The sequence below is a fragment of the Lacunisphaera limnophila genome, from assembly GCF_001746835.1.
GTDB lineage: Bacteria > Verrucomicrobiota > Verrucomicrobiia > Opitutales > Opitutaceae > Lacunisphaera > Lacunisphaera limnophila.
In genome coordinates, this window is record NZ_CP016094.1 from 3,824,056 (window position 1) to 3,836,783 (window position 12,728).

General features: G+C 67.1%; 13 protein-coding genes. 8 read left to right on the plus strand and 5 right to left on the minus strand.

Going from position 1 to position 12,728, the window contains the following annotated elements; all coding sequences use genetic code 11:
- Nucleotides 1-34: 34 nt before the first annotated feature.
- The gene (locus Verru16B_RS16075; protein ID WP_069963240.1) at nt 35-613 is read right to left on the minus strand and encodes a crossover junction endodeoxyribonuclease RuvC; all 579 of its coding nucleotides are present in this window, start codon (nt 611-613) and stop codon (nt 35-37) included.
- A gap of 108 nt (nt 614-721) precedes the next feature.
- Between Verru16B_RS16075 and Verru16B_RS16080 the strand changes: the two genes are divergently transcribed.
- On the plus strand, nt 722-2,548 hold the full coding sequence (locus tag Verru16B_RS16080) for a tetratricopeptide repeat protein (protein WP_069963241.1): 1,827 nt from the start codon (nt 722-724) through the stop codon (nt 2,546-2,548).
- An 89-nt stretch (nt 2,549-2,637) separates the two neighbouring features.
- Here the strand turns inward: Verru16B_RS16080 and Verru16B_RS16085 are convergent, their stop codons facing one another.
- From Verru16B_RS16085 to recF, 3 genes are all read right to left on the minus strand, one after another.
- Nucleotides 2,638-3,543: a hypothetical protein gene (locus tag Verru16B_RS16085; protein ID WP_069963242.1), complete on the minus strand. Its 906-nt coding sequence runs from the start codon at nt 3,541-3,543 to the stop codon at nt 2,638-2,640.
- A 95-nt stretch (nt 3,544-3,638) separates the two neighbouring features.
- Nucleotides 3,639-4,379, minus strand: a complete 741-nt coding sequence (locus tag Verru16B_RS16090; RefSeq protein WP_069963243.1) for a sulfite exporter TauE/SafE family protein — start codon at nt 4,377-4,379, stop codon at nt 3,639-3,641.
- A gap of 144 nt (nt 4,380-4,523) precedes the next feature.
- Nucleotides 4,524-5,594, minus strand: coding sequence for a DNA replication/repair protein RecF (gene recF / locus Verru16B_RS16095; RefSeq protein WP_069963786.1), 1,071 nt, complete (start codon nt 5,592-5,594; stop codon nt 4,524-4,526).
- Nucleotides 5,595-5,676: 82 nt separating this feature from the next.
- Between recF and Verru16B_RS16100 the strand changes: the two genes are divergently transcribed.
- Entirely contained in the window at nt 5,677-6,198 is a 522-nt protein-coding gene (locus Verru16B_RS16100) for a peptidylprolyl isomerase (RefSeq protein ID WP_069963244.1), read from the plus strand.
- A 180-nt stretch (nt 6,199-6,378) separates the two neighbouring features.
- Here the strand turns inward: Verru16B_RS16100 and Verru16B_RS16105 are convergent, their stop codons facing one another.
- On the minus strand, nt 6,379-7,308 hold the full coding sequence (locus Verru16B_RS16105) for a LysR family transcriptional regulator (RefSeq protein ID WP_069963245.1): 930 nt from the start codon (nt 7,306-7,308) through the stop codon (nt 6,379-6,381).
- A gap of 111 nt (nt 7,309-7,419) precedes the next feature.
- On the opposite strand from Verru16B_RS16105, the gene Verru16B_RS16110 reads away from it, so the two are divergent.
- From Verru16B_RS16110 to Verru16B_RS19315, 6 genes are all read left to right on the plus strand, one after another.
- Complete coding sequence (locus Verru16B_RS16110; RefSeq protein ID WP_069963246.1) at nt 7,420-8,514, plus strand: CmpA/NrtA family ABC transporter substrate-binding protein; 1,095 nt, start codon at nt 7,420-7,422, stop codon at nt 8,512-8,514.
- Nucleotides 8,465-9,763, plus strand: a complete 1,299-nt coding sequence (locus Verru16B_RS16115; RefSeq protein WP_069963247.1) for a CmpA/NrtA family ABC transporter substrate-binding protein — start codon at nt 8,465-8,467, stop codon at nt 9,761-9,763. The genes Verru16B_RS16110 and Verru16B_RS16115 overlap by 50 nt, the downstream gene beginning before the upstream one ends.
- Before the next feature lie 8 nt (nt 9,764-9,771).
- Nucleotides 9,772-10,029 (plus strand): hypothetical protein, encoded by a 258-nt coding sequence (locus Verru16B_RS16120; RefSeq protein ID WP_069963248.1) that lies wholly within the window; start codon nt 9,772-9,774, stop codon nt 10,027-10,029.
- Nucleotides 10,026-10,811: a nitrate ABC transporter permease gene (gene ntrB / locus Verru16B_RS16125; protein ID WP_069963249.1), complete on the plus strand. Its 786-nt coding sequence runs from the start codon at nt 10,026-10,028 to the stop codon at nt 10,809-10,811. Before Verru16B_RS16120 ends, ntrB begins: the two co-directional genes overlap by 4 nt.
- A gap of 45 nt (nt 10,812-10,856) precedes the next feature.
- The gene (locus tag Verru16B_RS19310; RefSeq protein WP_069963250.1) at nt 10,857-11,756 is read left to right on the plus strand and encodes an ABC transporter ATP-binding protein; all 900 of its coding nucleotides are present in this window, start codon (nt 10,857-10,859) and stop codon (nt 11,754-11,756) included.
- Between the two features lie 68 nt (nt 11,757-11,824).
- A complete protein-coding gene (locus Verru16B_RS19315) occupies nt 11,825-12,700 on the plus strand; it encodes an ABC transporter ATP-binding protein (RefSeq protein ID WP_083270426.1) in 876 nt (291 codons plus the stop codon).
- The last annotated feature ends 28 nt before the right edge of the window (nt 12,701-12,728 follow it).

The following is a 12,728-nucleotide window of genomic DNA, read 5'->3' on the forward strand; positions in this document are numbered from 1 at the left end:
GATCAATTCTGGGTGAGCCCGCCGCGCCGCCGGCTCACTCGCGCCACGTCAACGCATGGCACAGCGCCACGCCCGCGGCGTCGGCTTCATCGTAGGCCAGCGGGCGGCCGTGCCCCAGCATGGCCATGACCGTGCGGGCCATCTGCTCCTTGCTGGCCCGACCCGCCCCCACCACCGCCTGCTTCACCCGCAGCGGGGCGTACTCGAAAACGGCCACGTCGTGCAACGCCGCCGCCGCGATGGCCGCGCCCCGCGCCGCGCCGAGGATCTGCGCGGTCTGGAAATTCTGCACGTAGATCGTCTGCTCCAGCGCCACGTGCCGCGGGGTGAAATCCGCCATGAACGCCGTCACCGCCCGGTGGATCTCCGCCAGGCAACGCGGCATCGCATGCTTCGCCGGGATCTTCAGGGTCTGGCAGCGCAGCAGCACCGCGGGCCGGCCCGGCGTGAACTCCAGCAGCGCCAGGCCCGTCCCGCGCAAACTGGGATCAACCCCGAGCACCCGGCCCTGGAACGCCGGCCGCTGCAGCGTCGGCGCCGCCGGCCACGACGGGGCCGCGAGCTTGCCCTCGAGCTTCGCCTTCCAGAGTTGTCGAACCGATGTGCGTGCCATGATGCGAAACCGGCATACAGGATCGGGGCTAAAGCAGAAGCGGAATATGCGCGCCACCCGGTCTCCATGCTTGTTTCACCGCCGCCCGCCGGTTCACACTGGCGCCCCATGAAGCCGCGCCCGATCCGCTCCCCCGGGAGCAACGAACGCACCCAGCCCCCCTTCCGGCCGGGCCGCTGGCAGCGCTGGCGCGATGCCTGGGACCACTTCCACCTGCGCGACGCCTGGTGGCGTCTGCTGGATTTCTTCGAGGCCAGCCGCGCGGCGCGCCTCGGGCTCTACCTCACGGCGACCGGCCTCGTGCTGGGCGGCGTCCTCTGGTTCGGGTTCTACCCGGCCTGGCAGAAACGCAACGCCGTCAAGATCGCCCGCGACTGGCTCGACGCCGGACAGCTGCGCTACGCCGCGGAGGCCGCCCAACGGGCCGCCGTCATCGATCCGACCAATCCCGAGCCCTGGCTCATCGCCGCCCAACTCGCCCGGATCGGCGGCCAGCAGGACGTGGCCCGTGACTATGCGCGCCGCGCCGCGGCGCTCGCCCCTGACAATCCCGACATCGTCATCGGCTGGGCCGCCGCCGCCCTGCGCGCCGACCAGGCGGATGAGGCGGATGAAGCCCTCGACACCCTCTCCGTGGAAGTGCAGGCGGCCTCACCGCATGTGCAACGCCTCCGTGGCGAGCTGGCCCGCCGGTCGTCGCGGCTGACCGCGGCGCGCAATTTCTTCGAGGCGGCCCGTCGCCTCGAGGGTCCGGGCGCCGTCAACGAGGTGCCCCTCGGGCTTATCCTCCTGCAGTCGACCGACCCGGCCGAACGTCGCCGCGGCGTCGACTTGCTCTCCCCCTGGACCGCCGATGCCGAATGGGGTGCCACCGCCCTCCGGACGCTGCTCGCCCACGCCCTCGATCGCGGCGACCAACCGGCCATGCTCCGCTGGGCCGAGGCCCTGCGCAGCCATCCGGGCTGCACCGTCGCCGACATGACCCAATGCCTGCTGGCCCTCGCCACCGCGGATAGGGCGCGCTACACTGTGGTGTTGGACGGCTTGAAGCGCGACCACGCCGTCACGCCGCAGGCGGCCGCCCAGCTCCTGAGTTGGCTCAATGCCATCGGCCGCGGTGCCGACGCTGTAGCCTGGATGGCCACACTCCCTGCGGCCGGCATGCAGCGGCCGCCGCTCGCCGTGGTCGGGGCCGAGGCCCTGCGCCAGGCGGGCGACTGGGCCGCCCTGCGCACTTGGACCTCCGGGCACGCCTGGGGCGAGGACGCCGATTTCCTCCGCTGGGCCTACGGTCTGGAGGCGGCGCTGCAACTCGGGGACAACCGGCCGGCCGATGAACTGCGCCTCACCCTTTACAGCCATGCCGAACTCAACAGCGCCCACGCCCTGTTCTCCGGTTCACTGCTCTACGGCTGGGGCCGGACCGCGGAGGCGGTCGAACTCTGGTGGCACGCCACCCACCAGGAGGGCCCGTCCGCCATCGATGCCCTGGGTTCGCTCGCGCGGCATTTCCAGGTGCAGCGCGACGCCGAGGGCCAGTACCGCGTTTTCCGCCAGTTGCACCTGCTCCGTCCCGCAGACGCCGCGATCGGCAACAACTACGCCTTTTTCGCCACCCTGACCGGGCGCGACCAACGTCTGGCCGAGCAGATCGCCCGCGCCAACCTCACCGCCGACCCGCGCAACGTGATTTACGTGGCCACCGCCGCCTTCGTTCACTTCCGCCAGAACCGCCTCGCGGAAGCCCGCCGGCTACTCGAGACCGTCGCCAGCGAGGTGCCGCAATCGCCGGCGCTCGCCTTCAGCTACGGCCTGGTGCTGGCGGCTGACGGCGGTTCCACCAAGGGCCGTCAGCTGCTGGATGGATTGCCTCCCGACACGCTCACCACCGCCGAGGTGGAGCTGATCCGCGCCACGCTGAAGCAGACCAAGTGAAAAGGCCGCCGGGAGCGGGCCGCGCCGACGTATTTTGTGCGTCGCAAAAACCAAACCGGGTCACCGACCACGGGATTTCCTAAAATGACTTAGGCCGCCGACGGCGGACCGACGACCGGTGGCTTGCGCCACCGCCGCCAGGCAAAGAGGCCGAGCGCCGCCAGCACCGGCAGCATCGTGCCAGCCTCCGGCACCGGCGTGCCGTCAATCGTGACGCCGGAACCAACCTGATAGACCAACAGGCCGCTGGGATTGAGTGTAGTCGAGCCGTTACTGCCCGTCTGGCTGTTGGTGTTGGCCACGACCACGTAAATGTAGTTCGTGCCGATGCGGAAGGTGGAGTTGTTGACGCCGCCGCCCGTCGTGCTGTTGCCGAGGGCAAAGGAACTCGTGTTGTTCCAAGCCGAGGTGCCACTGGCCGAGGCCGCCGTGCCCCCCGTGCTGATCACGCCGCTGTTGTTGACCGTGGGTGAGTTGGTCGGGTTGACGTAGACGGTATAGGCGTCGTCCGCCGCGATCGTCATCGAGATCTGGATGTTGTTGGTCACCGTGCCCGTGCCGGTGCCGGTGATGGTGAAGGCCAGCCGGTAAACGTAATACGCACTGTTGGTGCCGGTCGTGCCGTTGCCCGGCAGGTAGTCGCCGCCAATGTTGGCTGTGCCGCCGGTCGCGGCGGTGCGCGCCCCAGGCGCCGTGATCCACTGCGCCGTCGAGGTGTTCGCCACATAGGCCGCATCAATGTAGCTGCTGCTCAGGACGTAGGCGCTGCCGGTGTACGTGCTGGTGCCGGTATAATTTGAGCCGTTCACCCGCGCATAGGTGACCGCCCAGTTTGCATCCTGCCCGCCGCCAGCCACCAGGCCGCCCGTGGAATTGGTGCCGGTGTAGTACAGCCCGGCGACATTGGTCGCCGATCCCGCCCACGCCGTCGCACCCATCACCCAGCCGAGGCCGGTGATCAGCAGCAGATTTCGCAGGAGTCGGAAAACGGTCATTAGGGCTAACTTAGGGTGTATTACCTATATTTCAATAGGCATCTTGTCATCTATGCTATGCTTTTCGGGCCGTGGTACTTAAGAATGATTATCGACTAAAAGAACAACAACTTGATCGCCGTTAATGCCGCGAGTCCCAGGGCGATATTTTCGAACCAACGCTGATTGACCCGCTCCACCAAAGGCCGACCCAGCAGAGCCCCCACGGCCACCGCAGGCAGCAACCACAGGTTGAGAATTAAACTGGCCGGCGTGATCAAGCCAAGGTGCACGGCAAAGGGCACCTTGATCCAGTTGATCACCAGGAAAAATGCCGCGCCCGTGCCGAGGAACTCCAGTTTGCTCAGTCGCATCGCCAGCAAGTAAAGCGTCATCACCGGCCCCGCGGCGTTCGCGATCATGGTGGTCACGCCGGCAAACACCCCCATCGCCGGCCCGAACCAGGCCGGGGCCTGGGTAGCGAGCCGTTCCGCGTTTTTCCGCTGCCGCCAGACATGCAGCCCCAGCATCAGCGCGATGATGCCGCCCACCACCTGCGCCGTCTGCTCGTTGTTGATCCGTCCGAGCGCAAACCAACCGGCCACCACGCCGCCCACCGCCCAGGGCAGCAACCGGCCGACCCGGCGCCACTCCAGGTTTTTGCGGTAGATGAAGAACGCGAATCCATCGGCGAAGATGAGCATCGGCAGTACCACGCCCGTCGCCTGCTGCGCCGGCATCAGGTTCGCCAGGATCCCGACCGATACCATCGAGATCCCCGGGATCCCGGTCTTGGAAAGCCCGAAGAACAGCGCCGCCACCGCCAGCAGCACCCATTGCCAGGATTCAAAGTGCATGGAAATGCATCCCTCTTGCCTCGCGCGACCGCCGCGGAGACCGCCACGCCATCCACCGGATCCTTTGCGCCCTTGGCGTCCTCTGCGCGAGGCCATCCGCCTGCCTTGGCCGGACCACCCCTAATCCTCCCGTAAGACCAACGCTCACGAGAGCACCCTCCCGTTTTCCACCTGCAGCACTTGCCACCCGTCCGCGTCCGCCGGGAGGCTCGTTCCCGTCGCGATCACCTGCGGGTCGTGCTCGAGCGAGGCCCAGAAGCGCTCGCGCCGTGAGGGATCGAGTTCGCCGAGCACATCGTCACACAACAGCACCGGCGTGACCCCGCCCTTCGCCTTGAAGTACGCCGCCTGCGCCAGCCGCAACGCGATCACCAGGCAGCGCTGCTGGCCCTCCGAGGCGAACTGCCGCGCCGGCCGGCCGTTGAGCAACAGCTCGATGTCGTCCCGATGCGGTCCCCGCTCCGTGGATTTCAACAGCTGGTCGCGCGGCCGGTTTTTCGCCTGCAACGCGGCAAATTCCGACGCCGTGGCCGCCGTCGTATCCGGCGCGTAGACCAGCCCCGCCGTTTCCGCCTCCGGCACCAGCCGCTGGTGCGCCGCATGAAAGAGCGCGCTGATCGCCTCCACCCCCGCCCGGCGCCCCGCCACCAGCACCGCCGCGTGCACCCCCAGTTCGTGCTCGAAGGCCTCCAGCGTGCCCGCATCGCCGCGGCCTTGCTTGAGCAACATGTTCCGTTCGGCCACGGCTCGCGTGTAGGACTGCAGCGCTTGCAGGTAGACCGGATCCATCGCGGCCAGCGTCAGGTCGAGCCAGCGCCGTCGCAACGCCGGCGCCCCCCGCAGGAATTGGTTGTCCTGCGACCAGAACGCCACCGTGGGAAACCGCCCGATGAAATCCCCCAGCCGGGTCACCCGGCCCTGCTCCCACATCACCTCGCGGGCCGCGGGCTTCAGGGTGATCATGATCCGGCTCGCCCCCAGGGTCTCGTGCTCCAGGCCAAAGGCCAGCCCCGCCTGCGCCTGCCCGTGCCCGATCAGCGCCCGCGTCTCCGCGCCGCGGAACGAACGCAGGGCCGTCACATAACCCAGCGCCTCGAGGAAATTGGTCTTACCCTGCGCGTTAGCCCCACACAGAAACGTCCGCCGGCCGGCGAGTTCCACCTCGCAGAGCGGCAGGTTCCGGAAGCCCTGCAGGGTGACCTTTTGGAAACGCACGCCGCCAGTGAGGCGGGGCCGCCGCGTCCTGTCCATTTGGTTCTTGCAGCCCCCCGGGCGGCTGGGCTTGTTGGCGGATTCCATGAGCACCTCCTCCCCTCTCCCCGAAGTCGCCGTACTCACCACCAGCTATGGCGATCTCGTCATCAGCTTCTGGTCCGACGTGGCCCCGAAGACCGTTGAAAACTTCAAGAAGCTCGCGCGCGACGGCTTCTACGACGGCACCGCCTTCCACCGCATCATCAAGGATTTCATGATCCAGGGCGGCTGCCCCAACACCAAGGCCGGCGAGACGGGCCAGCCCGGCACCGGCAGCCCCGGCTACAAGATCAAGGCCGAGTTCAACGCCAAGTCCCACGTGCGCGGCGTCATCTCCATGGCCCGCTCCTCCCACCCGGACTCCGCCGGCTCCCAGTTCTTCATTTGCCACGGCGACGCCAAGTTCCTCGACCGTCAGTACACCGCCTTCGGCCAGCTGATCGAGGGTGACGACGTCCTCGAGCGCATCGCCAACGTCCCGACCAAGAGCGGTGGCGGCGGCGAGAAAAGCACCCCGATCGACCGCATCGAGCTCGTCAGCGTGAAGATCATGGTGAAGGGCTGAGCCCCGCCCCCGCTTCCAACCGCAACTTTTCGCCCGCGCCTTTCCCGGCGCGGGCTTTTTTTCATCTATCTCGGACGGGCTTACCTTGTGGGCGGCCAGCTTGCTGGCGCCACGAGCGACCCCTGAGAACCGTGGCGTGAGCAAGCTCACCGCCCACAGGAGTTAAATCTGCCCCGCCCCTCACGCCACCGCCACGGCCCGCCCGCCGATCTCCGAAGACACGCTCTGGCACAGGCCGACGAAGGTTTCCTCACCCAACGACAACCGCCGCCCCCGCAGGGAGGCGACGCCCCACCGCCGCTTCAATTTGCGGCGGCCCAAAGGTAGCGACACCAGCGCACCCGACTCGATCTCCGGACGCGCCACCCACGGCGCCAGCATGCCCACGCCGAGGCCGATCTTCACCAGCTCCTTGATGGCCTCCATGCTGCCCAGCTCCAGGATGTTGGTCAGCGGGAGATCCTCGGTCCGGAAATAATCCTGCACCAGGCGGAACGTGTAGCTCGTGTGACTGTACACGATCAGCGTCTCCTCGGCGAAACCCTCCCGCACCACCCGGCCCTCCCGCGCCCACGGATGCCCGGGTGCCACCAGAAATCGCATCTCATCCTCGAACAGCGGCACGAAGTTCAGCTCCTTGTTGCCCTCCGGCTCCAGCATCAGGGCGAGGTCGATGCTCGCCCCCAGCAGCTGCTCCATCTGTCGCGCATGGTCGCCCGGATCGATCGAGATCACGCACTTGGGAAAACTTTGCTTAAACTCCCGCAGCACCGTCGGCAGGATGTACTGGCACGCCGTCGTGCTTGCCCCCAGCCGCAGCCGGCCATGCCCCCAGCGCGACAATTCGTCGAGCCCGCGCCGCGCCGTCTTCATCTCGGCCATGATCTTTTCCACGTGCCGCAAAAACTGCTCGCCGGACTGCGTCAGCGCCACCCGCCGGCCCGCCCGCTCAAACAACCGGCAGCCCGCCTGCTCTTCCAACGCCTTGATGGCGTGACTCACCGCCCCCTGAGTCAGGTAAAGCTCCTGGGCGGCACGGGTGAAGCTGCCCAACCTCGCCAAGGTGGCAAAGGCGAGCAGCTGACGCGTATCAAAAACGTTGTTCTTCATGCGGCGTGGAAACGGCTCGCATGAACCCGGTTCATGCCAGCCATGAATTCTTTGCAGAGCAGTAATCGGGCCAACGGCGCCAGCTGGCATGTCACGGGCTAATTCCCCCCCATGCCCGCCGCCCGTCCGACTTCCGCCACTCCCCGCCCGCTCCGCCTCGGCTTCATCTCCTTGACCGACGCGGCGCCGCTCATCGCGGCCCAGGAACTGGGCTGCTTCGCCCGCCGGGGCCTGGCCGTCGAGCTCTGCCGCGAGGTTGGCTGGGCCACCATCCGGGACAAGGTCACCTATGGCGAACTCGACGGCGCCCATGCGCCGGCCCCCATGCTCTGGGCCACCAAGCTCGGACTCGGCTGCGCCCCCGCCGATGTCTCGACCGGGTTCATCTTCAATCTCCACGGCAACGCGATCACCCTCAGCGTCCGCCTCTGGGAGGCGGGCGTGCGCGACGCCGCCAGCCTGCGCGAGGACGCCCTCCGCCGCCGCGGGGAAAACAAGCTCATGTTCGGCATCGTTTTTCCCCACTCGATGCACCACCTGCTCCTCCTGCATTGGCTCCGCGCGGCGCGGCTCGATCCCGAACGCGACGTCCGCATCGCCGTCGTGCCCCCCGCGCAGATGTTCCGGAACCTCGTGGCCGGGACCCTCGACGGCTACTGCGCCGGTGAACCCTGGAACACCCTCGCCGTCCAGCAGAACCAAGGCTGGTGCCCCGCCTGGAGTTCCTCCCTCGCCCCCGGCCACGTCGAAAAGGTCCTGATGGTGCGCAACGCCTTCGCCGAGCACCGCGCCCCCGAGCACGCCGCGCTGATCGCCGCCCTCGCGGAGGCCGCCGCCTGGTGCGACCAGCCCGCCAACCGCGCCGCCCTCGCCGGCCTGCTCGCCGCCCCGGCTTACCTGAATCTGCCCGCCGCCGTGATCGAACCCGCCCTCGTCGGCCGCTTCTCCCCGCGCGCCGGGGTCACCGAGACCGTCCCGGACTTCCTCGTCTTTAATCGCGGCGACGCCAACGCCCCCACCGCCGAACGCGCCGCCACGCTGCAAAACGACCTCGTCGTCGCCGGCCTCATCCCCCGCTCCCTCCTCAACGCCAGCCTGCCCCGCCGCCTTTTTCGCGAAGACCTCTACCGCGAAGCCACCACCAACCTCGACCCTCATGCCCACCAGCAACTCAAACTACCCGACGGGACATTTGTCTCCGCTTAACCGCCGCCAGTTCATCGCCCAGGGCGCGCGCCTCACCGGCGCCGCCGCCCTCTGGGCTGCCCTCGGCCACCGCAGCTGGGCCGCCACCACCGGCTCGGCCTCCGATGCCCCGGAGACGCCGGACATCAATTTCGGCATGATCGCCCTGACCGACTGCTCGCCCATCGTCATCGCGCACGAGAAGGGCTTCTTCAAGAAATACGGCATCAACTCCACCGTCACGAAGGGCGCCAACTGGGCCGCCATCCGCGACAACCTCTCCACCGGCTCCATCCAAGCCACCCACATGCTCATCGGCATGCCGCTCGCCTCCACCATGGGCCTGGCCGGCTCCCCCAAGAAACCGATGGTCATCCCGTGGATCCTGAACCGCAACGGCCAGGCCATCACCCTCAAGGCCGACTGGAAGGGCAAGGTCGGCGCCGATCCGAAGGCCCTCAAGCCTTTTGTCGACCAAGCCAACAAGCTCGGTGAACCCCTCACCTTTGCCCAGACCTTCCCGCCCGGCACCCACGCCATGTGGATGCGCTACTACCTCGCCGCCGGCGGCATCAACCCCGACAAAGACGTCACCCTCATCACCGTCCCGCCCCCGCAGATGGTCGCCAACATGAAGATCGGCAAAATGGACGGCTACTGCGTCGGGGAACCTTGGAATGCCCGCGCCATCGCTGACGGCATCGGCTTCACCTCCGTCACCACCCAGGACATCTGGAAGGATCATCCCGAGAAGGTCTGCGCCTTCACCGAGGAGTTCGCCGAGAAGAATCCCAAGACCGTCAAGGCTGTCCTCAAGGCCCTGCATGAGGCCAGCGTCTGGCTCGACGTCATGGAAAACCGCGCGGAACAGTGCGAGATCGTCTCCAAGGCCACCTACATCAACTGCAAGAAGGAAGTCATTCTGGGCCGCCTCCTGGGCGAACTCGACTACGGCGACGGCCGCGTGGTGAAAGACGAACTCTACATGCACTACAGCAAGCGGAACTGCAATTACCCGCAGGCCAAGCACGCCAAGTGGTTCCTCTCCCAATACCGCCGCTGGGGCATGGTCACCGGCACGCCGGACTACGAGGGGGTCGCCAAGCGCGTCATGCGCGCCGATCTCTATGTGGAAGCGATGAAGGAGATCGGCTACGCCCACGGCGGCGCCGACGCCTCCCCCGAGACCCTCTTCGACGGTCTCACCTTCGATCCCGCCAACCCTGAGGCCTACGCCACCGGCGCCGCGGTCAAGAATCTCAAGGGCTGACCTTCGTCATGAGCACCACCACGAGCCCGCGCCTGCCCTACTGGCAGGCCTGCCGCCAGCCGGCGGTCTGGGCCCGGGCCACCAAGCTCGGGCTCGTGGTCGGTCTCATCCAGGTCTCCCTCAACCAGGGCGACTACTGGCTCAGCGGCCAGGTCACCCCGCTCATCGTCATCAAATCCATCCTCTCCCCGCTTCTGTCCTTCGGCATCGCCTTCGCCTCCGCCGTCGCGACTCAGGCCGAGCATCTCTCCCGCTCCTCCTCATGAAATCCTTTAAATTCGACTGGCTCGTCCTCCCGCTCGTCGGCTTCGCCGCCGTCCTCGCGCTGTGGTCAATCTCCAGCAAGACGTGGGCGACCAACCTCCCGTCCCCTTCGCAAACTTGGCTCGCCAGCCGGGACTACGTGCTCGAGCCCTTCGCCAAGCGCGGCGAGATGGACCAGGGCATCCTGCGCTTCACCTGGTACTCGCTGATCCTGGTCGCGCAGGGTTACGGCATCGCCCTCGTCATCGGCACCCCGCTCGGCTTCTGCCTCGGGCTCTCGAAGACCTTCACGAAGATCATGGATCCCATCATCCAGATCCTGCGTCCGGTCTCGCCCCTCGCCTGGCTGCCGCTCGGCCTTGTGCTCTTCATGAACACGGGCAAGGAGGCCGGCACCTACGGCGCCCTCTTCACCATCGCCCTCTGCGCCATGTGGCCGACGGTGCTCAACACCGCCGTCGGCGTCCGCGCCGTGCCCCAGGATTTCCTCAACGTCGGCAAGGTCCTCAAGCTCTCCCGCTGGAAGACCCTCACCAAGATTCTCATCCCGGCCACCCTACCCTACATGTTCACCGGCTTCCGCCTTTCGCTCGGCATCGCCTGGCTCGCCATCGTCGCCGCCGAGATGCTCACCGGCCGCCCCGGCGCCGGCGGCTTCCTCTGGCAGGAATACAACGCGCTCATCTACGAGCACATCATCCTCTCGATCATCACCATCGGCCTCGTCGGCTTCGTCCTCGACCGCCTCATGGGTCTCCTCGAACGGCGCTTCAAGAGCGTTTGATTCACGTCAAGGCCGTCGCGTCGCGACTTCCCTCCTCTTCCCCTCATGGCTTTCCTCGAACTCACCAACGTCTGCAAGGCCTTCGGCGGCCCGCCGGTGCTCAGCAACGTCAACCTCACCCTCGAGCGCGGTGAGTTTGTCGCCATCGTCGGCTACTCCGGCTCCGGCAAGACCACCCTGATCTCCCTCATCGCCGGCCTCACCCGCCCCGACACCGGCACGGTGAAACTCAACGACCTCGAGATCACCGCGCCCGGCCCCGACCGCGGCATCGTGTTCCAGAACTACTCGCTGCTGCCCTGGCTCACCGTCACGGAGAACATCGCCCTCGCGGTCGACCAGGTCTTCCCCAACCACGCCGCGGAAAAGCGGCGGCATATCATCGCCACCGCCATCGCCACCGTCAACCTGACCCCCGCCCGCGACAAGTTCCCGCGCGAACTCTCCGGCGGCATGCGCCAGCGCGTGTCCGTGGCCCGCGCCCTCGCCATGGATCCGCAGATCCTCCTGCTCGACGAGCCGCTCTCCGCCCTTGACGCCCTCACCCGCGCCACCCTGCAGGACGAGTTCGAGCGCATCTGGGCGAAGGACAAGAAAACCGTCGTCCTCATCACCAACGACGTGGACGAGGCCCTCCTCCTCGCCGACCGCATCATCCCGCTCACGCCCGGTCCTGGCGCCACCCTCGGGCCTTCGTTCCCGGTCTCGCTCGACCGACCGCGCGACCGCAAGGCCCTGAACCACGACCCGGAATTCAAGCGCCTCCGCGCCCTCATCACCAACGAGCTCCTCGGCTACAACGAGCGCCGCAAGGCCACCGTGAAGCAGAAGCTCATCCTGCCTGACATCCTGCCCGAGAATCTCGACCTCCCCCGCGTCACCCGCCGCCCCCTCCGCCTGAGCGAGATCAAGGAAGAGACTATCGCTGTGGCCAGTAGCCAGTAGCGAGTAGCGAGCATCCCAATAGCTACCGCCTACTCACTACCCGCTACTCACTCCTCGCTACTATCAAAATGTCCTCCTTCCTCGAAATCTCCCAGCTCGGCAAAGTCTACCCCACGCCCAAGGGTCCCGCCGTCATCGTCGAGAACTTCGACCTCCGGATCCGCAAGGGCGAGTTCATCACCCTTATCGGCCACTCCGGCTGCGGCAAGTCCACCGTGCTCTCCATGGTGGCCGGCCTGACCGATGTCACCCAGGGCGGTATCGTGCTCGCCGGCAAGGAGGTCACCGGCGCCGGCCCCGACCGCGGCGTGGTCTTCCAAGCGCCCTGCCTCCTGCCCTGGCTCACCGCCTTTGAGAATGTCCTGCTCGGCGTGGACCAGGTCTATTACACCGCCGACGTCGCGGAACGCCGCCAGATCGTCGAGTATTACCTCACCGTCGTCGGCCTCGGCGACGCCATGCACCAGAAGCCGTCCGAGCTCTCCCAAGGCATGCGCCAGCGCTGCGGCATCGCCCGCGCCTTCGCCCTCTCCCCCAAGATGCTCCTCCTCGACGAGCCCTTCGGCATGCTCGACTCGCTCACCCGCGTCGAGCTCCAGCAGGTCCTCATCGACCTCTGGCAGAAGGACCAGAAGACCGCCCTCATGGTCACCCACGACGTGGATGAGGCCCTCTTCCTTTCCGACCGGATCGTCATGATGACCAGCGGCCCCGCCGCCACCGTTGGCGAGATCCTCGAGATCAAGTTTCCCCGCCCGCGCTCCCGCAAGCAGCTGCTCGAGGATCCCGAATATTACCGCCTCCGCGAGGAGCTCATCGGTTTTCTCAACGAGCGCTCCCACCACCGCCCCGCCCGACCCGCGCCGACCCCATCCGGTCCGCCGCCGCAACGGGGCAACGCCTCCGCCTTTTCGCGTCTGATGACCGCGTTCACCACCGCCTGATATCGCTCCTCCCAACGACCACTGCACC

Bases quoted from the DNA above. Each gene is read 5' to 3' on its own strand.
- Verru16B_RS16075 (WP_069963240.1), bottom strand. From the start codon at position 613: ATGGCACGCACATCGGTTCGACAACTCTGGAAGGCGAAGCTCGAGGGC.
- Verru16B_RS16080 (WP_069963241.1), top strand. From the start codon at position 722: ATGAAGCCGCGCCCGATCCGCTCCCCCGGGAGCAACGAACGCACCCAG.
- Verru16B_RS16085 (WP_069963242.1), bottom strand. From the start codon at position 3,543: ATGACCGTTTTCCGACTCCTGCGAAATCTGCTGCTGATCACCGGCCTC.
- Verru16B_RS16090 (WP_069963243.1), bottom strand. From the start codon at position 4,379: ATGCACTTTGAATCCTGGCAATGGGTGCTGCTGGCGGTGGCGGCGCTG.
- Verru16B_RS16100 (WP_069963244.1), top strand. From the start codon at position 5,677: ATGAGCACCTCCTCCCCTCTCCCCGAAGTCGCCGTACTCACCACCAGC.
- Verru16B_RS16105 (WP_069963245.1), bottom strand. From the start codon at position 7,308: ATGAAGAACAACGTTTTTGATACGCGTCAGCTGCTCGCCTTTGCCACC.
- Verru16B_RS16110 (WP_069963246.1), top strand. From the start codon at position 7,420: ATGCCCGCCGCCCGTCCGACTTCCGCCACTCCCCGCCCGCTCCGCCTC.
- Verru16B_RS16115 (WP_069963247.1), top strand. From the start codon at position 8,465: ATGCCCACCAGCAACTCAAACTACCCGACGGGACATTTGTCTCCGCTT.
- Verru16B_RS16120 (WP_069963248.1), top strand. From the start codon at position 9,772: ATGAGCACCACCACGAGCCCGCGCCTGCCCTACTGGCAGGCCTGCCGC.
- ntrB (WP_069963249.1), top strand. From the start codon at position 10,026: ATGAAATCCTTTAAATTCGACTGGCTCGTCCTCCCGCTCGTCGGCTTC.
- Verru16B_RS19310 (WP_069963250.1), top strand. From the start codon at position 10,857: ATGGCTTTCCTCGAACTCACCAACGTCTGCAAGGCCTTCGGCGGCCCG.
- Verru16B_RS19315 (WP_083270426.1), top strand. From the start codon at position 11,825: ATGTCCTCCTTCCTCGAAATCTCCCAGCTCGGCAAAGTCTACCCCACG.